19 protein-coding genes are annotated in these 20,641 nt (G+C 72.9%); 11 read left to right on the top strand and 8 right to left on the bottom strand.

Features of this window, described 5'->3' with window-relative positions; translation table 11 throughout:
• Window positions 1-89: 89 nt before the first annotated feature.
• The 3 genes from EST54_RS04145 to EST54_RS04135 all read left to right on the top strand — a co-directional run bounded on the left by EST54_RS04145 (window position 90) and on the right by EST54_RS04135 (window position 3,648).
• The gene (locus tag EST54_RS04145; RefSeq protein ID WP_244942435.1) at window positions 90-1,178 is read left to right on the top strand and encodes a DUF1266 domain-containing protein; all 1,089 of its coding nucleotides are present in this window, start codon (window positions 90-92) and stop codon (window positions 1,176-1,178) included.
• Between the two features lie 58 nt (window positions 1,179-1,236).
• Window positions 1,237-2,616, top strand: a complete 1,380-nt coding sequence (locus EST54_RS04140; protein ID WP_129245109.1) for a cryptochrome/photolyase family protein — start codon at window positions 1,237-1,239, stop codon at window positions 2,614-2,616.
• A gap of 87 nt (window positions 2,617-2,703) precedes the next feature.
• Window positions 2,704-3,648 carry a YihY/virulence factor BrkB family protein gene (locus EST54_RS04135; RefSeq protein WP_129245108.1) on the top strand — a complete coding sequence of 315 codons (945 nt, stop codon included), beginning with the start codon at window positions 2,704-2,706 and terminating at the stop codon, window positions 3,646-3,648.
• Window positions 3,649-3,660: 12 nt separating this feature from the next.
• Here the strand turns inward: EST54_RS04135 and EST54_RS04130 are convergent, their stop codons facing one another.
• The 3 genes from EST54_RS04130 to EST54_RS04120 all read right to left on the bottom strand — a co-directional run bounded on the left by EST54_RS04130 (window position 3,661) and on the right by EST54_RS04120 (window position 4,811).
• A complete protein-coding gene (locus EST54_RS04130) occupies window positions 3,661-3,972 on the bottom strand; it encodes a 4a-hydroxytetrahydrobiopterin dehydratase (RefSeq protein WP_129245106.1) in 312 nt (103 codons plus the stop codon).
• Between the two features lie 222 nt (window positions 3,973-4,194).
• Complete coding sequence (locus EST54_RS04125) at window positions 4,195-4,446, bottom strand: hypothetical protein (RefSeq protein ID WP_239012655.1); 252 nt, start codon at window positions 4,444-4,446, stop codon at window positions 4,195-4,197.
• The gene (locus EST54_RS04120; RefSeq protein ID WP_129245104.1) at window positions 4,443-4,811 is read right to left on the bottom strand and encodes a DUF6415 family natural product biosynthesis protein; all 369 of its coding nucleotides are present in this window, start codon (window positions 4,809-4,811) and stop codon (window positions 4,443-4,445) included. The genes EST54_RS04125 and EST54_RS04120 overlap by 4 nt, the downstream gene beginning before the upstream one ends.
• Window positions 4,812-4,968: 157 nt before the next feature.
• Here EST54_RS04120 and EST54_RS04115 point away from each other — a divergent pair, with 157 nt between their 5' ends.
• Together EST54_RS04115 and EST54_RS04110 are read left to right on the top strand one after the other, a co-directional pair.
• Window positions 4,969-6,408, top strand: coding sequence for a hypothetical protein (locus tag EST54_RS04115; RefSeq protein WP_129245102.1), 1,440 nt, complete (start codon window positions 4,969-4,971; stop codon window positions 6,406-6,408).
• A 16-nt stretch (window positions 6,409-6,424) separates the two neighbouring features.
• Window positions 6,425-6,955 (top strand): hypothetical protein, encoded by a 531-nt coding sequence (locus tag EST54_RS04110; RefSeq protein ID WP_129245100.1) that lies wholly within the window; start codon window positions 6,425-6,427, stop codon window positions 6,953-6,955.
• A 9-nt stretch (window positions 6,956-6,964) separates the two neighbouring features.
• Here EST54_RS04110 and EST54_RS04105 read toward each other — a convergent pair whose 3' ends face one another.
• Window positions 6,965-9,418, bottom strand: a complete 2,454-nt coding sequence (locus EST54_RS04105; RefSeq protein ID WP_129245098.1) for a SpoIIE family protein phosphatase — start codon at window positions 9,416-9,418, stop codon at window positions 6,965-6,967.
• A 464-nt stretch (window positions 9,419-9,882) separates the two neighbouring features.
• Here EST54_RS04105 and EST54_RS04100 point away from each other — a divergent pair, with 464 nt between their 5' ends.
• Together EST54_RS04100 and EST54_RS04095 are read left to right on the top strand one after the other, a co-directional pair.
• A complete protein-coding gene (locus tag EST54_RS04100; RefSeq protein WP_129245096.1) occupies window positions 9,883-10,305 on the top strand; it encodes an SseB family protein in 423 nt (140 codons plus the stop codon).
• Window positions 10,306-10,513: 208 nt separating this feature from the next.
• Window positions 10,514-11,575, top strand: a complete 1,062-nt coding sequence (locus EST54_RS04095; RefSeq protein WP_129245094.1) for a fatty acid desaturase family protein — start codon at window positions 10,514-10,516, stop codon at window positions 11,573-11,575.
• On the opposite strand, the gene EST54_RS04090 is transcribed toward EST54_RS04095, so the two are convergent.
• The 3 genes from EST54_RS04090 to EST54_RS04080 form a co-directional block, all read right to left on the bottom strand.
• Complete coding sequence (locus EST54_RS04090; protein ID WP_129245092.1) at window positions 11,505-12,917, bottom strand: amino acid permease; 1,413 nt, start codon at window positions 12,915-12,917, stop codon at window positions 11,505-11,507. The two genes, EST54_RS04095 and EST54_RS04090, sit on opposite strands and share 71 nt — an antisense overlap.
• A gap of 301 nt (window positions 12,918-13,218) precedes the next feature.
• Window positions 13,219-14,433 carry an aminotransferase class I/II-fold pyridoxal phosphate-dependent enzyme gene (locus tag EST54_RS04085; protein WP_129245090.1) on the bottom strand — a complete coding sequence of 405 codons (1,215 nt, stop codon included), beginning with the start codon at window positions 14,431-14,433 and terminating at the stop codon, window positions 13,219-13,221.
• A gap of 142 nt (window positions 14,434-14,575) precedes the next feature.
• Window positions 14,576-15,055, bottom strand: a complete 480-nt coding sequence (locus tag EST54_RS04080) for a GNAT family N-acetyltransferase (RefSeq protein ID WP_129245088.1) — start codon at window positions 15,053-15,055, stop codon at window positions 14,576-14,578.
• A 178-nt stretch (window positions 15,056-15,233) separates the two neighbouring features.
• Here EST54_RS04080 and EST54_RS04075 point away from each other — a divergent pair, with 178 nt between their 5' ends.
• From EST54_RS04075 to EST54_RS04060, 4 genes are all read left to right on the top strand, one after another.
• Window positions 15,234-16,715: a bifunctional phosphatase PAP2/diacylglycerol kinase family protein gene (locus tag EST54_RS04075; RefSeq protein ID WP_129245086.1), complete on the top strand. Its 1,482-nt coding sequence runs from the start codon at window positions 15,234-15,236 to the stop codon at window positions 16,713-16,715.
• 153 nt (window positions 16,716-16,868) lie between these two features.
• Window positions 16,869-17,684, top strand: coding sequence for a class I SAM-dependent methyltransferase (locus EST54_RS04070; protein ID WP_129245084.1), 816 nt, complete (start codon window positions 16,869-16,871; stop codon window positions 17,682-17,684).
• A gap of 216 nt (window positions 17,685-17,900) precedes the next feature.
• The gene (locus tag EST54_RS04065; RefSeq protein WP_129245082.1) at window positions 17,901-19,097 is read left to right on the top strand and encodes a CapA family protein; all 1,197 of its coding nucleotides are present in this window, start codon (window positions 17,901-17,903) and stop codon (window positions 19,095-19,097) included.
• A 37-nt stretch (window positions 19,098-19,134) separates the two neighbouring features.
• Window positions 19,135-19,494: a VOC family protein gene (locus tag EST54_RS04060; RefSeq protein ID WP_129245080.1), complete on the top strand. Its 360-nt coding sequence runs from the start codon at window positions 19,135-19,137 to the stop codon at window positions 19,492-19,494.
• A gap of 42 nt (window positions 19,495-19,536) precedes the next feature.
• Here the strand turns inward: EST54_RS04060 and EST54_RS04055 are convergent, their stop codons facing one another.
• Window positions 19,537-20,460: an NADP-dependent oxidoreductase gene (locus EST54_RS04055; RefSeq protein ID WP_129245079.1), complete on the bottom strand. Its 924-nt coding sequence runs from the start codon at window positions 20,458-20,460 to the stop codon at window positions 19,537-19,539.
• Window positions 20,461-20,641: the final 181 nt, after the last annotated feature.

Genomic DNA, 20,641 nt, shown 5'->3' with positions numbered 1-20,641 from the left:
TGGGGCACCGCCGGCGCCGGTGCAATCTTCCTTGCCGTTCCGGCAACCCCCGGTTCGGGCGGCCGACAGGGTGTTCGTAAAGTCTGGCTGTGGCTACTCCGGGATGGATGCCGCCGACGGACACAGAGCGGCGGCTGTACGAGGCGACGGCGCGGGGCGACCGGGACGGTCAGGTCGCGGCGATCGCCGGCGAGGATCTGTATCTGGCGGTGCCTCAGCAGGGGCAGGACCCGCTGCCCGTCTACGACGACCCGGCGGTGGGCGGCAGGTGCATTCCCGTCCTGACCCGCGGCATGCTCCCGCCGTGGCATCCCCAGCAGTTCTTCGACCGGGTGTCGGTGGAGGAGCTGGCTCAGGACTGGCCGAACGACAAGTGGCGGCTGGCGCTCAACCCCGGGACGCCGTGCGCCGCGTATCTGGACGCCTCGCACGTCCACCGCATGAGCTGGCTCCAGCACCGCACCCGGGCCGGGGTGCGGCCCGGCGGGCTGCTCGTCACCCACTTCGGCGGGCCGCTGCACGGCCGGCTCGCTCAGGGCCTGGCGTGCGGCGCGGCGCTCGCGGTGCACCACAGCGTGCCCTGGAACGAACTCGGCACGGTCTTCCTCGACCACGCCGCGGACGCCGAGACGCTGCGCACCCAGTGGTCGGTGACCGACCCCGCCGGCTGGCAGCAGCGCCTCGACCAGCTGCTCGGCGGGCAGTTCGTCCCCACGCAGACGGAGGCGGCCCTGCGCGCCCGGGCCCGCGGCCGGGATGCCGGGGAGCCCGCGGACGCAGGGGCCGGGAAGGCGGGCCAGGGTGCCGACGTGCCTGCCGTCCCGGAACTGGTGACCCGTTACGAGGAGCGGTTCCGCGCGGACGGGCTGCTGCCGGCGGACGGTCAGGTGGCCTCCCTCGTCGCGCTGGACCACGCACACGCCGTCGGCCTCGTCCGCTGGGGCCTGAGCGCCCGGCTGTGCGCGCCCCCACAGGCCGAGCAGGCCGTGATGCAGGCCGGTGCGCGGGCCCGGGAGGCGTACGGCAGCTGGGAGGAGTTCGCCGCGGGCCATGCGCTGGGCCGGATGCTGGCGTTCGACAACGGCGCGTTCGGGCCGGAGTACGCCCAGGCCGTGCACCTCCACCGGGTGCTGACCCAGGACCCGTCCTCGCCGTGGCGCGGTCTGCCCTTCGCCTGACGGCCGGCCGCCCGTGGTGGCGGGCACGTGGGGTACGCGTTCGGTGTAGACGTATGTCATGGATGTAGCGGTTTGCCTGTTCAGCTCCGACCTCCGGCTGCACGACCAGCCGGTGCTCCGGGCCGCGCTGCGCTCCGCGACCCGGGTGGTACCGCTGTTCGTCGTGGACCCGGGGGTGGCCGACGCCGGGTTCATGGTGCCCAACCGGGCGGCGTTCCTGGCCGACGCGCTGGCCGATCTCGACGCGGGGCTGCGGGAACGCGGCGGTCGGCTGGTCATCCGTACGGGGGATGTGGTCACCGAGACCTGCCGGGTGGCGGCGGAGACCGGCGCCGGGCAGGTGCATCTCGCGGCCGGGGTGAGCGGCTATGCGCTGCGCCGGGAGCGGCGGTTGCGCGCGGAGCTGGCGGCCGCCGGGCGGACGCTGGTGGTGCACGACGCGGTGATCACGGCGCTGCCGCCGGCCGCGGTGCTGCCCTCCGGGACGGGCCGGGACCACTTCGCGGTCTTCACGCCGTACTTCCGGCGCTGGCGGGCCGAGGGGGTGCGGCCGGTGCTGTCCGCGCCGCGGTCCGTACCGGTCCCGGAGGGGGTGCGTTCCCAGGAGCTGCCCTCGGCGGACGTCCTGTGCCCGGGCGGGAAGCCGTCGCCCGGACTGCCGGTGGGCGGCGAGCGGGCGGGGCGCCGCCGGTTCGCGGCCTGGCAGCGCTCGGGCATGGCCGACTACCAGGACCGGCAGGACGACCTGCCGGCCGATGCCACCTCACGGCTGTCGCCGTATCTGCACTTCGGCTGTCTGTCGCCGGCGGAGCTGGTGCACAAGGCGGCCGGCCGCCCGGACGCCGGCGCCGCGGCGTTCGTCCGGCAGCTGGCCTGGCGGGACTTCCACCATCAGGTGCTGGCGGCCCGCCCCGGCGCGGCGCACACCGACTACCGCACCAGACACGACCATTGGCGCCACGACGAGGACGAGGTGCGCGCGTGGATGGAGGGCCGCACCGGCTTCCCGGTGGTCGACGCGGGGATGCGGCAGCTGCTGCACGAGGGGTGGCTGCACAACCGGGCCCGGATGCTGGTGGCGAGCTTCCTGACCAAGACGCTGTATGTGGACTGGCGGGTGGGCGCGCGGCACTTCCTCGACCTGCTGGTGGACGGCGACCTGGCGAACAACCAGCTCAACTGGCAGTGGATGGCCGGCACCGGCACCGACACCCGGCCCCACCGGGTACTCAATCCGCTCGCCCAGGCCAGGCGGTTCGATCCGCAGGGCGACTACGTGCGGCGCTGGGTTCCGGAGCTGTCCGGCCTGGCGGGCCCGGCCGTCCACCGGCCGTGGCGGCTGACCGGGGCGGAGCGCGCCGCGTACGACTACCCGGACCCGGTGGTGGATCTGGCGGACGGCCTGGCCCGGTTCCGGCGGGCCCGCGGGCTGGAGTAGGCGGGGCAGGTGCGCGGCCGGTGCGGCAGGGGTGACCCGCCGGCGGGAGATGATGCAGGACGGACCGACGGAGAGGACGGATACGACATGGGCGGGAGCGGTATGCGCCGCGGTATGGACCGGACGCTGCTGGACCGTGCGCTCGGTGCGGCGGGACCCAGGCAGCCGGCCGCGCTGCCGACCTGGGCCCAGTGCCGGACCGCGCTGCGCCGTACGCCGCTGTCGGTGTGGCACGACGACGTGACGGACTGGGCGGCGAGCCTGACGTACTATTCGGTGCTGGCGCTGTTGCCGTCGCTGATCGTGACGGTGTCGCTGATCGGGCTCGCCGATCCGCCGGCCACCGAGCAGCTCATCAACCAGATCAGCTCGATCGCCCCGGCCCAGTCGGGCCCGACCGTGCACCGTGCGCTGGTGAGCATGGCGCATCAGCGCACCGCCGCGTGGGTGGTGGTCGGCGGCGCCATGGTCAGTGCCCTGTGGTCGTCGTGCAGCTATCTGGCGGTGTTCCGCCGGGCGCTGCACGCGATGCACCGCACCCAGGACGACCGGCCGCCGTGGCGCAAGGCGCCGCGCATCCTCATGACGGCGCTGCTGCTGATGGCGCTGCTGATCAGCAGCGCGGTGGCCCTGCTGGTGAGCGGCCCGATCGCGACCACGCTGGGTCGCACGGTCGGGCTCGGCGAGGCGGGCGAGGCGACCTGGAACCTGCTGAAGTGGCCGTTGCTGCTGCTCCTGGCCACGGTGCTGGCGATGGTGCTGTTCCGATCCGGGCCGCCCAGCTCCCGCGGGGTGCGGCGCGCGGCGCCCGGCGGGGTGGTCGCCGTGCTGCTGTGGCTGGTCTCGTCGGCCGCCTTCGCGCTCTACACCTCGTACGTGGGCACCTTCAACCGGCTCTACGGCTCGCTCGCGGGGCCGGTGGTCTTCCTCATCTGGCTGTGGTTCTCCCACCTGTCGCTGCTGTCCGGCGCCCAGTTCAACGTGGAGCTGGCGCGTGCCGGGCGGGTGGTGCGGCCGCGATCCGGCAGCTGAGCCGCCGGCGGGTCAGCGCGCGCCGTGCGCCGCGGCGATCTCCTCGATACGGCCGGCGAGACCGACGTCGAGGTGGGTGATCCGGCCCCCGATGCTGTGGGTGTTCACCGCCACGGCGAGCTGGTTGTAGCCCAGGGTCAGCTCGGCGTGGTGGCCCAACTCCTCCTGGATCTGCGCGATATGGATGACCATCGCGACCGCCGGGAAGTGTCCGTGGAACCGGTAGCTGCGGCGCAGCAGGTCCCCCTCGGCCGACCATCCGGGCAGCTCCCTGAGGCGCTCCTCGATCTCCTTGCCGCTGAGCGGTTCCAGCTGGGCATTCATGGGCGCTCGCCTCTCACCATGGGCCGGCCGCCAGGTGCGCCGGCTCCGCTGCGTACCGATGTCCCCGCCGGGCCACCCCACGTCCGCGGCAGCCCCGACACCTCCAGCGTGGCACGCCGCCCCCGCCCCCGCGCCTTCGCGGCACGCCCAACCCGCCGCACGGCCCATCACCCCGCACCCCCGGCCAGCTCGCGCTGAGCGCAGAGGACATCGCGCCGCTCATCAAAGATCCCCCGCCGCGATCCGCTCGGCTCGCGTCCGCTTCACCGTCAACTGGTCGGAGTCCTGCACCGGCCACTCCTGGTTTCCCCACGTCCGGAGGTAGTAGTTGCCCCTGCGGATGTCCGTCACGACGGCTCGGCGGCCGGGGGCATACTCGACTTCATCGCCGACTTCCGGCTGACGGGGGCTCACCAGGCGGCCTTTGATTCCGGGATAGGGCAGCGGGCCGGGGCACCGTCGTCCCTCGCTCATCGCCAGTTCTCCTTGTAGCCGTCCAGGAGCCATTGGCAGTCGCGCGCCATCAGCTGCACCTCGATCAGAGCACCGAACGGAAGCGGACTCATTTCCTGCTCCGCCTGGCGCTCGACACCGTCCAGCCGCGTGATGTGCCGATGCCACTTGGTGCCGCCGTGCCACATCTGGTCAGCGGCCTTCCGGGCAGGCTCTCGGAGTAACGCGATGTGGATGCGCAGTTGCGTCTGAAGGTCGACGAGCGTGCTCACCTGTAGCTGGCCACGGCTGGCGCCCAGCGCCCTCTCGATTGTCGCTTGGATGGTGACCACATCGATCGGCGTCTGTGTGTCCTGCGGGTCAAGCATGATCGTGTGTCTGTCCATTCTGTTCCCTTGCAGCGACCTCTTCGTGCTGCAACGAGGGTCCTCTCAGAGCAACAAGGCGGGAATGACCAACAGGGGTTACCGAGGCGGTAATAGACTCGTTGCTGGTGCAGCGCGACGATTACTCATGCCTAGGATCACTGTGAAAGTGGGCCCTATGGACGCCCCCGGACCACCGCTCGCCCCTGACGTGCTGGAGCGTGACGATCTACGCCGAGCACTCGGCGAGCACGATTTCGCCGCCGCTTTTGCTCTCATCAAGAAGTGGGGCGGGCTCAGTCAGAACAAGATCGCGGCAGCATGCGAACTCACTCCCGGCAAGGTCTCCAACGTCATCGCCGGACAGCATCAGATCTCGTCGATGGTCGTCATCCGACGCATTGCCGATGGCCTCCGGATCCCCGGCATCCTGCTCGGTCTCGCACCCCGCCCATGGGAGGACCAGCCCCGGGACGTCACGCCATCGCCAGAGGATCGCCGGCACTCCGAGGAGGTGCCGTGGCGTCCTGACGCCACCATCGGCTTATCCGACCACTTGACGAGGAGCGATCTCGTGATGACTCGCCGCGCAGCTGCGCGCGCCCTATCCGCTGCCGCCGTCACCGGTGCCGCTCTGCTCGACTCCCTCGAAGGGTGGCTGCAGCCAGCCGGCGCCGACAACCGTCCTCGGCGCCAAGGCCGGCTCGGAGCACGAGACTTGGATGATCTGGAAACCACGGCGCGCACCTTCCGCGCATGGGATCACCGATACGGCGGGGGGCTACGCCGAAAGGCAGTTCTTGGACAGCTGAACGAGGTGGCGTCCGCTCTCGACCAGCATCAGGCAACGTCCATCGAGCGACGTCTGTACGGCGTGATGGCCCAACTGGCCGGCACCGCAGCCACAATGGCCTGGGACTCGGGGCTGCATCGCCGGGCGCAGGAATACTATGACGTTGCCCTGAGGTCGGCGCACGCGGCTGGGGATACCGCATTCGGCGCCAATGTGCTGGCCGGCATAGCGCGGCAGGTGTTGTACGGGGGTCATCCTCAAGACGCTCTGGAGTTGGTGCGCCTCGCACAAGATGGTGTGCGTACCACTGCTGGGCCTCGCCTGCGGGCGATGCTGCACACACGCGAGGCGTGGGCCCTGGCCGCGGTGGGCCGGACTGCGGCATTCCGCCGGGCCACAGCACAGGCTCGCGACGCATTGGCCCATGCGACCACCGGTCAGGATCCGTACTGGATCGCCTACTTCGACGAAGCCGAACTCGCGGGCGTCACCGGCGGCCGGCTACTGGAACTTGCTCGGCGGCAGCCTCATGAGCATGCGCATATGGCAGCAGAGGAAATCCGTATGGCGCTCGACCAGCGCGGCCCAGAGGCAAGCCGAAGTCACGCGCTCGACTGGATCGGTCTCGCCGAATGCCATTTCCTCGTCGGCGATGTCACAGGTGCTGTCGAGAACACGCATCACGCCGTCGATGCCGCCGCTCACACCCAGTCGGGCCGGGTCCGGAATCAGCTCGCGCAGCTCTATCCCTATACGGTCGGCAGGGACGTTCCTGGGCCACTGCGTGAAGCCCGGAATCAGATCCGCGATCTGCTGGCTACTTGAGAGGGAGACAGGCCGTATGACAGCCATCGCCGTGACCGGGCATATGGACCTGACCGAGGACACCGTGCCACGGGTGAAGGAGGCCATGCGGAACCTCCTGCGGGAACACGCCCAAGGGGACCTGGTCGGCGTCTCCTGTCTCGCACGTGGCGCCGACACCCTGTTCGCCGAGGCGGTCATTGAGGCAGGCGGGCGTTTGGTCGTCATCCTTCCTTCGCGCGACTATCGGCAGGCGAAGGTCAAGGCCGATCACGCACCCGTATTCGATCGCCTTGCGGCGACTGCGGACGTGGTGACCATGCCGTACGACGCAGCCGATCGGCAGGCGTATGAGGCTGCCAATGGCGAGTTGCTGAAGCGGGCCGACCGACTCGTAGCGGTGTGGGACGGCGCCCCACCCTCTGGCATGGGGGGCGGCACTGCCGACACCGTCGAGCAGGCGCGCGCTGCAGGTCTGCCCGTCGATGTTGTCTGGCCGGGCGGAGCCCAACGCGGCGCCTGGGCAGGGCCGCGGACCGGCATGTCCGGCCGCATCAGAACGCGGTAGCCGCCACGCTCAGTTCCGAATACCGATCTCCGCCCAGATCGACTTCCCGCCGGCCCGGTGGCGCGTGCCCCAGCGCTCCGCGAACTGGGCGACGAGCAGCAGGCCGCGCCCGCCTTCGTCGAAGATGCGGGCTCGCCGCATGTGCGGGGCGGTGCTGCTGCCGTCGGACACTTCGCAGATGAGCACGGTGTCGCGGATCAGGCGCAGCTGAACGGGCGGGCCGCCGTAGCGGATCGCGTTGGTGACCAGCTCGCTCACCACCAGTTCGGCGGTGAAGGCGACGTCGTGCAGTCCCCAGCCCGCCAGGCGGCGGGAGACCTCGTCCCGGGCGCCGGCCACGGCGGACGGGTCCGGCGCCAGGTCCCAGGTGGCGACCTGACCGGCGTCGAGGGCTCGGGTGCGCGCGACGAGCAGGGCGACGTCGTCCGACGACCGGGCCGGGAGCAGGGTATGGAGCAGGTCGTCGCAGGTGGCCTCCAGTGAGCCGGCAGGCCGCTCCAGGCTCTCGCGCAGCAGCGCCATGCCCCTGCCGAGGTCGTGTTCGGGGCCCTCGACGAGGCCGTCCGTGTACAGCACGAGGAGGCTGCCCGGGAGCACTTCCCATTCGACCGCTTCAAAGGGCAGCCCGCCCACTCCCAGCGGAGGGCCCACCGGGAGATCGATGAACTCCGCGGTGCGGTCGGGCATGACCACGGCGGGCGGGGGGTGGCCCGCACCGGCGGCGGTGCAGCGGCGCGAGACCGGGTCGTAGACGAGATACAGACAGGTGGCGATGAGGTCGGTGACGAGATCGAGCTCCGGATCGGTGGCGGCGCGCTCCTCCTCCCTGAGGTGGGTGACCAAGTCGTCGAGGTGGACGAGGAGTTCCTCCGGAGGCAGGTCGACGTCCGCCAGCGTGCGTACCGCGGTGCGCAGCCGCCCCATGGTGGCGGAGGCGTGCAGGCCGTGGCCCACCACGTCTCCGACGACCAGGGCGACCCGGGCGCCCGACAGCGGGATCACATCGAACCAGTCGCCGCCCAGCCCGGCCCGGGAACGGGCCGGGAGGTAGCGGTAGGCCGCCTCCACCGCCGCCTGAGCGCCGAGCCGCTGCGGCAGCAGACTCTGCTGCAGGGCGAGGGCGGTGGTCCGCTCGCGGGTGAAGCGGCGGGCGTTGTCCACGGCGACGGCAGCGCGTGCGGCGATATCCTCGGCGAGGAGCAGATCGTCCTCGTCGAAGGGCTCCTCGCGCTGATGGCGGACGAGCACGGCCACCCCGAGCGTGATGCCGCGGGCGCACAGCGGGATAACCATGATCGAATGCATCCCCCAGGCGCGCACCTTCGCCGCGCGCTCAGGGTCGGCCACCTGCCAGCTCGCGATGGCCTCGTCCAAGGTGCGGTGCAGCGAGGACCGCCCGGTGACCAGGCAGCGCGCGGGGGGCGAGGATTCCGGGTAGTGGTCCACCTTTCCCGGCCGGCTCACCGACTCGGGGACGCCGGGGAGGACGGACTGCTGGGCGGCGCGGCGCAGGGCGACGGAGCCCCCGGCGGACGGCCTGGGTTCGACGCCCCGGACCAGCGAATCCAGCAGGTCGACGCTGATGAAGTCGGCGAGCCGGCCCACCGCCACGTCCGCCATCTCCTGGGCCGTGCGCGCCACGTCGAGGGTGCTGCCGACCTGTGTGCTGACGTCGTTCAGCAGGAGCAGCCGCTCTCGGGCCCGCTGCTGGTCGGTGACGTCGAGCGCGATGAGCTGCACGTGTCGCACCTGTCCTGCCGGGTTCCTGAGGGGTGACGCGGTGACGGTCCAGTACCTTTCGTGCGTGCCGTGCCGCGGCCGGCCATGCACGTGGAACCGCTCCGGTTCCCCCGTCTCGAACACCCGGCGCATGCCCTCTTCCACCGTGTTGCAGACGTGGGGCGGCAGGACCTCGGTGACCCGCCGGCCGCGCAACTGCTCCTCCGTGAGGCCCAGTTCGACGGCCGCGCCGTCGCTCGCCCGCAGGGCCCGCAAATCGGCGTCGTAGATCATCAAGGGCAGGTGGCACTGGGTGAAGGCTTCCTCTGTCGTCGCCTCACCGTTGTACGGAGGTGACTCCTGATGCGGATGTGGCTTCTGATGCAGATGTGGCTGTGACGGTGTGGCCACGAGGAGCCACTGTGCGTTGCCCTGGTGGTCGAGTGAGGCATACGCCCGCAGCTCGGCTTCCATGTGGCGGCCGTCCTGGTGTCGCAGCAGGGTCGTGCCGCTCCACCCGTCGAGGGCCGCGGACGGGTCCCCCATGGCGTCGGCGTCCCAGCCGAGCAGACGCGCCGCGGGCCGCCCTACCGCGTCCTCGTACGGATAGCCGAGCAGCCGCTGGGCGCCGGCGCTCCACCCCGTCACGGCCCCCCGCGCGTCGACGACTGCCGTGGCCGAGGTGGCCGGATCCGGAAGTAGACCGGAGCCGTCTCCGAGAGGGGTGGCATTTCCCATGGCCATTCATCGCCCATCCTGCCCCCGGGCTCTGGAGCCCTGAGGCACAGAGACACCGCAGACGCCGCAGGGCGGCGGAACGTCGGATCCGTCGCGTCGGCCCCTCTCCTCACTTGTATCTCTCCTGACACACAAGCGCAGGTCGACGGGCGACGCAGTGGAGGGACGTCGCACCGGAGCCGCCGGGCTCGTCGGCTCCGCTGCAGGTGAGGGCCGCGCGGAAGGGGGTCCTACCGCCGTTTTCCCAGGTCGCAGGCTCAGCCGCGGTCCTCACCGCTTCGCGGACCGAGCGCGTTGCAGAGATCGTGGGGCGGCCTACCTTGGTGGTAATGGCCCGCTTGCCCCGGCTCCGGGTCGCTGGGCCGCCCCCGGCTCCTGTGCCGCCGGGCGACATCCGGCGGCGACCGCGGCAGCCCGTCCCACCCGTGTCGAGCGGGTGCCGGTGAGCCACGCCGACGAGAGGACACTCCATGAGCAACTCCAGCCCCGACGAACACGCGCCTCCGACAGAGGGGGCGGCCGCCGAGGGAGCCCCGTCCGCGGAAGAGGCGGCGGAAACCCAGGCCGCCCTGATCGACATCGCGACCAGCGTGGCCCTGCTGCCGCAGGCACCACCGGCCGAGGGTGAGGAGGAGCGCCCCGAGGGGACCATCGCCCTGCCGGTGGTCGAACAGGACGGGAATCGCTATGTCCCCGTCTTCACCACCGAGGACGCGCTGGTGGCAGCCGGAGGAGAGCCCGGCACCGCGCTCCGTCTCCCCGTCGTGGAGCTGGCCGCGAACTGGCCGGCGGACGACCTGTGGCTGGCGGTCAACCCGTCCACCGAGGAGGGTCTGGTCCTTCCCCCGGACCTGGTACGGGCCTTGCCCGCCTTCAGCCGGCGCAACGACTAGCCGACGCAACGACTAGACCGAAGAGCCAGCCGGGCCGGGCCGGGGGTGCCCCAGGTGGCGCCGGAGAGCACCGGCGCGGACCCGGACTCCCCGGACCGACCGCGGCGCGGGGGTGGAGCTACCACCCCCCTCCCCTCGCGCTGCCCCCCCGCCTGCCCGGGGGCGGACCGGCTGTCGTGGGGCGGGACGGGTCACAAGACTCGGCTGTATGACGACGAGCCTTGAGAGTCTTGAGAGTGTTCCTCCGTCCGGCGGGCCGGCGGCGGAAGGCGCCGGCAGCGACTTCGCGCGGCTGTCGCGGCGCATCGTGGCGGCGGGGCTGCTGAAGCGGCGGCCGGGCCATTACGTCGTGCGGCTCTCGTTGGTGAGTGCGGCGTTCGTGGCCGGCTGGGTGGCGTTCTTCCTGGTCGGGGACAGCTGGTGGCAGCCGGCCGTGGCGCTGTTCCTGGCCTTCGTGTTCGGGCAGGTGGCGCTGGTCACCCATGACGTGGCGCATATGCAGGTGTTCCGCGGGCGCCGGCCGAGCGCGCTCGGGGGGCGGCTGTTCGGCAACCTCGGGGTGGGGATGTCGTACGGCTGGTGGATGGCCAAGCACACCCGCCATCACGCCAACCCCAATCATGAGGAGCTGGATCCGGACGTGGCGCCGGACGTCCTGGTGTGGTCGCAGGACCAGGCGCGGGCCGCCACGGGGCTGCCCCGCTTCCTCGGCCGCCATCAGGCGCGGCTGTTCTTTCCCCTGCTCACCCTGGAGGCGTTCAATCTGCGGGTGTCGAGCATCCGGGCGCTGCGGTCCCCCACCATGAAGCACTGGGGAACCGAGGCGGCGCTGTTGCTGGCGCACATCGTGCTCAATCTCAGCGCGCTGTTCCTGGTGCTGTCCCCCGGTAAGGCGCTGGTCTTCCTCCTCGTCCACCAGGCCGCCTTCGGCGTGTATTTGGGCGCTACGTTCGCGCCCAACCACAAGGGGATGCCGACGCTGAAGGGGGACGCCCGCCCGGACTTCCTGCGGCGGCAGGTGCTGACCTCACGCAACGTCCGGGGCGGGCGGCTGACCGATGTGCTGCTCGGCGGGCTCAACTACCAAATAGAGCACCATCTTTTCCCGAGCATGCCGACACCGCAGCTGCGCCGGGCGCAGGTGATCGTGCGGGCATACTGCGCCGAGATCGGTGTCCCCTATCACGAGACGGGGCTGCTCAGGTCGTACGCGGAAGCGCTGCGTCATCTGCGGCGGGTGGGGGAACCGCTTCGGGCTGCCGGGGAGTAGGGAGTTGTGCCGCGGCCCGGTCGTCCTCCTGCCGGGCCGTGCGCCGGGCCGCCATGACGGCGTAGACGAGGATGCCGGCGAAGAGGAAGAGCACGCCCTGGTAGATCGCGGCGTAGCCGGCGCCGGCGACGAGCCAGAAGGTGAAGCCGAAGGCGGTCAGGGCGAGGGTGAGGTCGCGGGCGAAGCGGGCCGGGCGGACCTTGTCGCGGCGGCCGGTGAGCAGGAAGTAGACCTGGGCGCCGGCGGCGAGGAGGTAGGGCACGGTCGCCGAGAAGGTGGTGATCAGTACGAGGATCTCGAAGACGCCACCGGAGCCGGTCAGGTAGTTGAGCACCGTCAGGGCGCTGGCGAGCACCCCGGCGGCCAGCACGCCGAAGGTGGGCACACCGCGCCGCTTGGTCAGGAACGCGGCGGGGAAGAGCCCGTCCTTGGCGGCGGCGTACGGCGACTGGGCGCTCATCAGGGTCCAGCCGTTGAGGGCGCCGACGATCGAGACGACGGCGGCGAGGGCGACGACGGTGCCGCCCCAGTGGCCGCCGAACATCGCGTTCACCGCGTCGGAGAACGGCGCCTGGGACTTCACCAGCTTGTCGTGGGCGACGGTGCCGAAGACGGCGACGGTGCCCAGGAGGTAGACCACGGCGGAGCCGATGGTGCCGAAGACGGTGGCCCGGCCGACGTTCCGCTCCGGGTCGCGGACCTCGCCCGCGCTCATCGCGGCGGACTCCACGCCCACGTAGGAGTAGAGGAGGATCGCGGCGGCCGCGGACATCCCGCCGAACGCGCTGCCGCTGCCCTCGTGGAACGCACCGAGGTTGTGCGGGTCGAAGAAGAACAGGCCGACGACGGCGATGAAGAGCAGCGGGATGAACTTGAGGACCGTGGAGACCGTCTGGACCAGGCCGATGTAGCGGGTGCCGGCGAAGTTGGCGAGGGCCGGCAGCCACAGGGCGATCAGCGCGACCGCGAGGTCGGTGCCCTTCGACGGGTGGCCGGGCAGCAGGACGTGGACATAGCCGACGGCGGCCACCGCGAGGGCCGCGTTGCTGACCCAGGTCATGGTCCAGTACGACCAGGCGGAGAGGAAGCCGGCGAAGTCGCCGAACGCCTCGCGCGCGTAGACGTAGGGGCCTCCGGTGTCCGGGTGGCGCTCGGCGAGCCGGCCGAAGACCAGGGCGAGGGCGACGGCACCGACGGTCAGCACGCCGAAGGCGACCAGACTGACGGTGCCGAACGGAGCCACCGACGCCGGCAGCAGAAAGATGCCACCGCCGATGATGTTGCCCATCACCAGGCAGGTAGCGGTTCCCAGACCGAAGCGGCGGGTGTGCCGGTCGTTCATGTCGTGGCGGGCCTCTCGTCGTGCGCTGTGCACCCGGGGTTACCGAGCGGTGCTCATCGTCCGCGATCGGCGGCGCCCGCCAAAATCAGCGGCTTTTGTCCTGCGGAGGCCGACCCGGTGGTGAAAAACCTTCGGGCGCGGGCGCGTCGTGCCGCAGTTCGTCCACAGCGGGCCCGAGGGGCGGCTGCGGGCCGTCGGCCTCCGCCACCGTGCCCGCCTAGCGCATCCGGCTCGGGCCCGGGGTGCCGGCGGCGGGGCGTAGGGCGCGTCCGCCGGGCTCGTCCGGTGGCGCCGGGCGGGGTCAGCCGTCCGTGGAGGCGGTGAGTCCGGCCAGCGCGCGGGACAGTGCGGTCAACGCCTCGGTGAGGTGCCCGAGTTCCAGCGGATCGGGCGCGTCCAGGGTGCGTTGCCGCAGCTCCCGGTCGGCGCCGAGCAGGGCCTCGGCGCCCAGCCGCACCCGCAGGGCGCCCGGCGCGTCGCCGAAGCGGTGTCCCCCGCGCGCCCCCCAGGGCGCCAACTTCCGCTCCAGCGCATGGGATTCCACGATGCCGCGGGCGGCCAGCGGTCGGCGCAGCGGTTCGAAGTCGGCGTAGAGATGGCTGCCGGAGTGCGGCGGACGGCAGACCGCACCGGCCTCGGCGACGGTGTGGTGGAGCGCCGCGGCGAGGGTGCCGTACACCCGGGCCACGGTCGCCGTCCTGGCGCGCAGCGCGTCGGGTTCGCCGAGGGCATGGGTGACGGCGCAGCCGAGCGGCCCCGGAAGCGGGGTACCGATCGCGGCGAGCGCGTCCAGCGCGGCGGCCCGCAGGACGGTGCCCCGGTCGGTGTCGGGGAAGCGGGCGAGCGCGGCCGGCCAGGAGGCGGGCACCAGCGTGGCCCGCAGGTCGGTGAGGACCACGACCTCGTCGGGCAGCATCTCGGCGGGGCTGAGCAGCACGGTGTCGTGCGGATCGTGCAGCAGATCGCGGCGGGTCTCGTCGCTGACGATCCACAGGCCCTCTTCGGCCGCCGCCTCACAGACCTCGTGGAGCTGTTCGGGGGCGGGGCAGGTGCCGGTCGGGTCGTCGGCGACGGACAGGACCAGCACGCGCGGGGTGTCGCCGTGCATCCGGGCCCGGCGGACGGTCTCCAGCAGCGCGAACGGGTCCGGCACGCCGCCCGATTCCGCCGGTACGGGCGCGAGGTGCACCGGCCGCCCGAGCAGCCGGGCCGGCGGCGCGTACCACTCGGCGCAGGGCCGCGGCAGCACCACCGCCCCGTCGGCCGCGGCGTACAGCGCGAGCAGCAGGGCCGGGGCCCCGGGCGCGGCGAGGACCCGGTCGGGCGTGGTGACCAGGCCGCGGCGTTTCCAGTAGCCGCAGGCGGCGGTGCGCAGCGGGGCGGCGCCGCCCAGGGGGTCGGCCTCGGTGCGGTCGGCGGCCGCGGCGAGATGGGCGACGAGGTCCGGGAGGACCGGCAGGCCCACCGGCGGATCCGGGTCCGGTTCCGGCCGCGGGTCCGGGGCGGTCCGCTGCATCCGTACCTCCACTCCGCGACGGCGGGTCGATGGTGGGCCCGTGCCAGGACGGGCGGCCCGTCCACCTTGGCAGATCACGGGGGTGGCGACGGGGCGACACGTCAGCGGAGGGCGGGACCGGCGCTCAGGCGGGCACCGGCGCTCAGGCGGGTGGCACCGGCGCTCCCTGCGCCGGGCGGGCGGGCGGCGCCTCGTAGCGGTGCACCGTCACCACCTCGCCCGGTCCCCATTCCTGCCGCTCGGTGCCGCGGCGGAGCCAGCCCAGCCGCTCGTAGAGGGCGACGGCCGCGGTGTCGGTGGTCTTCACCTCCAGTACGGGGCGCAGTCCGCGGGCCGTGGCCGCCGCCTCGACGGTGTGCAGCAGGCGCCGGCCGAGGCCCGCGCCGCGGGCGCCGGGCGCGACGAAGAGCCGGCTGATCTCGCGCCCGCACAGCGCGGCGTGGCCGGCGATCGTGCCGTCCGCCTCGGCGACCCAGGCGGCACTCAGCCCGTCGGGGGTCAGCCAGCGCACCGGGTCGCCGGGCCAGTGGTGCGGATACCCGCTGTGGGTGTGCACTTCGGCCAGGACGGCCGCAAGGGCATCGAGGTCGGTGTCGCGCCGCCCCCTGATCGTCCGGGTCATCCGTTCATCCAGGTCATCCAGGTCATCCGGGCATCGAAGCACGGTCCGCACCGGGCCGGAAACCCGCCGGCCGGAAACCCGCCGGCCCGGAAGCCCGCCGGCCCGGGCCGCGACGCTCCGGCGGGCACCTGCCGCGGGTTGCGGCCTGTTCGGGCCGGTCCGGGGTACAAGGTGGCGCATGCGAACGCGACTGAGCCGCCTCGACCGGCGGACCTTCCACCTGATTGCCACGCGCGACTGGCCGGGCGCCCAACGGGTGCTGCCCCGGCTGACCCTGAGCGCCAACCACGGGCTGCTGTGGCTGGGGCTGGCGGCCGGGGCGGCCGCGGTGGGCGGCCGTCCGGTGCGCCGGGCCGCGCTGCGCGGCGTGGCCTCACTTGCCGTGGCGTCGGCGACGGTGAACACACTCGGCAAGCGCTCCGTACGGCGACAGCGTCCGGTGCTGGACGCGGTGCCGGTGATACGGCAGTTGCACCGGCAGCCGATCACGTCCTCCTTCCCCTCCGGGCACGCGGCCTCGGCGGTGGCCTTTGCGACCGGTGTCGCCTTCGAGAACAAGTGGTGGGGGCTGGCGCTGGCGCCGGTCGCCGCGTCGGTGGCGTTCTCCCGCGTCTATACGGGGGTGCACTATCCGGGTGATGTGCTGGCGGGTGCCGCGCTGGGGGCGGGGGCTGCGTTCGCGGTCCGCGGTTTCGCCCCGACCCGCGCCCAGCTGGCGCCGCCCGCCAGGCCCCGCGCCGAGGCCCCCGCGCTGCCGGGCGGCCGCGGGCTGGTCGTGGTGGCGAACCAGGGCTCCGGGCAGCGCACGGGCCCGGCCCCGGACCGGGCCGGGGAGGTGCGCGCGGTGCTGCCGGAGGCCGAGGTGACGGTGTGCGGCGGGGAGGACGGGGAGCCGCTGGACAAGGCCCTGGACGAGGCCGCGGAGCGGGCCAGGGCGCTGGGCGGGGCGCTGGGGGTGCTCGGCGGGGACGGCACCGTCAACGCGGCGGCGGCGGTCGCGGTGCGGCACGGGCTGCCGCTCGCGGTGCTGCCCGGCGGCACCCTGAACCACTTCGCCTACGACCTGGGGATCGAAACCCACGCGGCGGCGGCGCGCGCGGTGGAGACCGGCGAGGCCGTGGCGGTGGACGTGGCGCGCTTCCGGGCCGGGCCGCATCTGGAGGGGCATCAGTTCCTCAACACCTTCTCGATCGGCGCCTATCCGGAGCTGGTGCGGATCCGCGAGCGGTGGGCGGGCCGGATCGGCGCCTGGCCGGCCGGGATCCTGGCGGCGTGGGAGGTGCTGCGCACCGCCGCGCCGCTGACCCTGCGGATCAATGGGGAGCGGCGGGCGGTATGGCTGCTGTTCGTCGGCAACTGCCAGTACCGCGGGCTGGGGTTCGCGCCGGTGCGGCGGCACGACCTGGCGGACGGGGTGCTCGACGTACGGGTGGTGCACGGTGGCCGGCTGGCCCGTACCCGGCTGCTCGCCGCGGCGTTGATGGGCACCCCGCGCAGCTCTCCGGTGCTCGGTGAGGCGCGCCTGTCGCGGCTGCGGATCGGTGAGGTGCCCGAGGGGACGCAGCTGGCCTTCGACGGTGAAGTGGCGCCCGCGCCACGCGAGGTGGCGCTGGAGAAGCAGAACGAGGCGCTGACGGTCTACCGCCTGTTGCCCGAATAGCGAGATGCGACTCTCATGATGCGAGATTTAGGCGTACGGTGATCTCAGCACGCCGAAGGGGCGGCCGCGCCGCGGTGCGGCCGCCCGGAGGGTGACCGGCGGCGCCCCCGCGCGCCGCCGGCCGCTCTCCCCGCCCCGCGTAAGGAGTCGCCCATGCCGCAGGAATCCGCCGTCTACACCCACGGCCACCACGAGTCCGTACTGCGCTCCCACGCCTGGCGCACCGCCGCCAACTCGGCCGGGTACCTGCTGGATGCGCTGCGGCCGCACATGCAGATCCTCGACATCGGCTGCGGCCCCGGCACCATCACCGCCGACCTGGCCGCCCTGGTGCCCGACGGCCAGGTCACCGGCCTGGAGCGGGCTCCGGAGGTGCTGGAGCAGGCACGCGCCACGACCACCGGACGGGGCCTGACCAACGTCCGCTTCGCGGTCGGCGATGTCCACGCACTGGACTATCCCGACGACACCTTCTGCGTCGTGCACGCCCATCAAGTCCTCCAGCACCTGGGCGATCCCGTCCAGGCGCTGCGCGAGATGCGCCGGGTCACCAAGCCCGGCGGGATCGTCGCCGTCCGCGATGCGGACTACTCGGCCATGGTCTGGTATCCGGAGGTGGACGGGATGAACGACTGGCTGCGGCTGTACGAGCGGGTGGCCCGCGCGAACGGGGGCGAGCCGGATGCCGGACGCCGGCTGCACGCCTGGGCGCGGCAGGCCGGTTTCGCCCCGGACGCGCTCACCGCCACCGCCGGCACCTGGTGCTACCGCACCCCGCAGGAACGGTCCTGGTGGAGCGAGCTGTGGGCGGACCGTACGGTCAGGTCCGGGTACGCCCGGATCGCGGTGGACGGCGGACACGCCACGCCCTCGGAGCTGGACCGGATCGCCCAGGCCTGGCGGGCGTGGGGCGCCGAGGAGGACGGCTGGTTCGCGGTCCTGCACGGCGAGCTCCTGTGCCGCGTCTGACCACGGCACCGCGGGCCGCCGCGCGCCGCCGCCGGGCCGGGCAGGGGCACAGCCCGCTGCCCGCCGGGCGGGGCTCGGCTCACCCCCGCCCCGCCCGGCCCGGCGCATCCCACCCGGCGCCGCCGCACCGGCGCTGACGCGGATGGCCCCGCGAGTGCCCCTGACGGCCCAATCCCCCCCTCTCCCGGCAGATGAATCCCCTTCCTACCGGTATGGATGGAGGGCGTGACCCGAATACAGCGCCTGGCCGCGCTCGCCACCCTCTCCGCGCTCGCCCTGCTCGCGGCGGGCTGCGGCACCCAGCGGTCCGCCGGCCCCGCCCGTTCCTCGGCGCCCGCCGAGCCGGGCGCCGCCCGGTCCGCCGCCGTCGCCACCTTCACGTTGCTGGCCACCGGCGACGTGCTGCCGCACCACGAGATCATCCAGCTGTCCGGCAGCAACGCCCGCGGCCACGGCCATGACTTCCGCACCATGTTCGCCGGGGTGAAGCCGGTGGTCTCCGGCGCGGATCTGGCGATCTGCCACATGGAGACCATCTACGGCAGGGACGACGGGCCGTTCACCGGCTACCCCAGCTTCAAGTCCCCGCCCGAGGTCGCCGCCGCCCTCAAGGACGCGGGCTACGACTCCTGTTCCACGGCCTCCAACCACACCCTCGACGACGGCGCCGACGGCGTGCGCCGCACCCTGGGCGCCATGGACGCGGTGGGCCTGCGCCACACCGGCTCGGCCCGCTCCGCCGCCGAGGCCGCCCGGCCCGCCCTGCTGAGGGCCGGCCCCGCGAAGGTCGCCCAGCTCTCGTACACGTACGGCACCAACGGCATTCCGCTGCCCGGCAACGCGCCCTGGACGGTCCATCTGATCGACCGGAAGAAGATCATCGACGATGCCCGTGCGGCCCGGCGGGCCGGGGCGGACGTGGTGGTCGTCAGCATCCACTGGGGCACCGAGTGGCAGCCCGAGCCGGATGAGCAACAGCGCACCCTGGCCCGCGCGCTGACCGCGTCACGCACCGCGGGACGGCCCGACATCGATCTGATCTTGGGGACCCACGCCCATGTCCCGCAGGCGTACGAGAAGGTCAACGGCACCTGGGTCGTCTACGGGATGGGCGATCAACTGGCGGGCCGGATGTTCAACCACAGCAACCAGCCGGACGGCCGCGGCAACCAGAGCTCGATGGCCCGCTTCACCTTCGCCGGGCCGTTCGGCCCCGACCGCCGCTGGACCGTCCGCAAGGCGGAGTTCCTCCCCCAACTCACCGATATCAACGACGGGTTCAGGGTCGTGAACCTCAACGCGGCGCTCGCCCGCCGGCCCGGGCGCAGCGACTACGTCCGGGCCCGGGACGCCATACGGAACGTCGTGCTGTCACGGGGCGCCGCCCGGAGCGGTCTGATCATGGCCAAGTGATCGCGTACCGGCGGTCGTCCCAACTAGGGTTGCCCACATGGACATTCTGGGGACCTCATTGCGGGTGTGCGTCAGCGATCTCAATGCCTCGATCGGCGTCTACGAACGGCTGACCGGTGCCGAGGCGATCCGCTTCCAGCGGGGCGGGGTCGCGGTCGCGGCCGTCGGGTGCTTCTTCCTGATGAGCGGCCCCGAGGCGGAGTTGTCGGTGCTGCGGAAGATCACCGCGACCCTCGCCGTCAAGGATGTGGACGAGGCGATCGTCGACCTCAAGGCGGTCGGCGCGGACATCATCGCCGGTCCGCTGCCGACGCCGATCGGACGCAATCTGGTGGCCCGGCACCCGGACGGTTCGATCTTCGAGTACGTCGACCGGAAGCAGGATGCCGAGGCCTGAGCGGCCCCGGCACCCCGCGCGCCGGCCGTGGCGGGCCCGCCGTCAGGACACCTCAAGGACGATCTTGCCGCGGGTCCGGCCGGTCATGCTCTGCCGCAGCGCCTCGGCGGCCTCGGTCAGCGGGAAGACGGCCGCGACCGGCACCGTCAGCTTCCCGGCGTCCGCGAGCGCGCCGAGCGCGGTCAGATCGGCGGTGTCCGGGCGCACCCACACCATGTGGCCGCCCTTGCCCGTGACCTCGCCGTCGGCGACCGAGACCACCCGGCCGCGGTCCTTGAGCAGCTCCTGCGAGACGTCCACGACGCCACCGCCGACGAAGTCCACGGCCGCGTCGATGCCCTCGGGCGCCAGCGCCCGCACCCGGTCGGCGAGACCCTCGCCGTAGGTGACCGGCTCGGCGCCCAGGGACCGCAGGAAGTCGTGGTTGCGCTCACTGGCCGTGCCGATGACCCGGGCTCCCCGGGCCACCGCGATCTGGACGGCGAGCGAGCCGACACCGCCCGCGGCGGCGTGCACCAGCACCGTCTCGCCCTGCTTCGCGTCCACCCGCGACAGCGACTGATAGGCCGTCAGTCCCGCCAGCGGCAGCCCGGCGGCCTGCGGCCAGCTGAGCGACGCGGGCTTGCGCGCCAGGGTCCGCACCGGTGCGGCGACCAGCTCCGCGTAGGTGCCGTGCTGGACCGCGTCCTTGCGGACATAGCCGATGACCTCGTCACCGACCGCGTACTCGGTGGCGTCCGCGCCGACCGCTTCCACCACGCCCGCCACGTCCCATCCGGGGACGATCGGGAAATGCACGTCCAGGATCGGGTCCAGAGCGCCCGCGAGGATCTTCCAGTCCACCGGGTTGACCCCGGCCGCCTTGACCCGGACCAGGACCGAGTCCGGGGCCACCTTGGGGTCGGGCAGGTCGGAGTATGCGAGGACGTCGGGGCCGCCGTAGGTCTGCGTGCTGATTGCCTTCATGGTCCGCCACAACGCGTGCCGGTCCGGGATCATTCCACGGCCGCGCACGGTCACCGCAACGGCGTACCAACGGCGTACGGGGCGGGGGCGGCCACCGACCGCCGCGGCCCGGGCCCGCCCGCGTCCGGTTGCCGCCGCCCGTGCCGCCCCGGAGCGGGCTGCCGACGGCCGCGGCCGGCGC

This window comes from Streptomyces sioyaensis (assembly GCF_004122735.1).
Classification (GTDB): domain Bacteria; phylum Actinomycetota; class Actinomycetes; order Streptomycetales; family Streptomycetaceae; genus Streptomyces; species Streptomyces sioyaensis.
The sequence above is the reverse complement of the archived record's forward strand: the minus strand, read 5'-3'. Positions and strand labels throughout refer to the sequence as shown.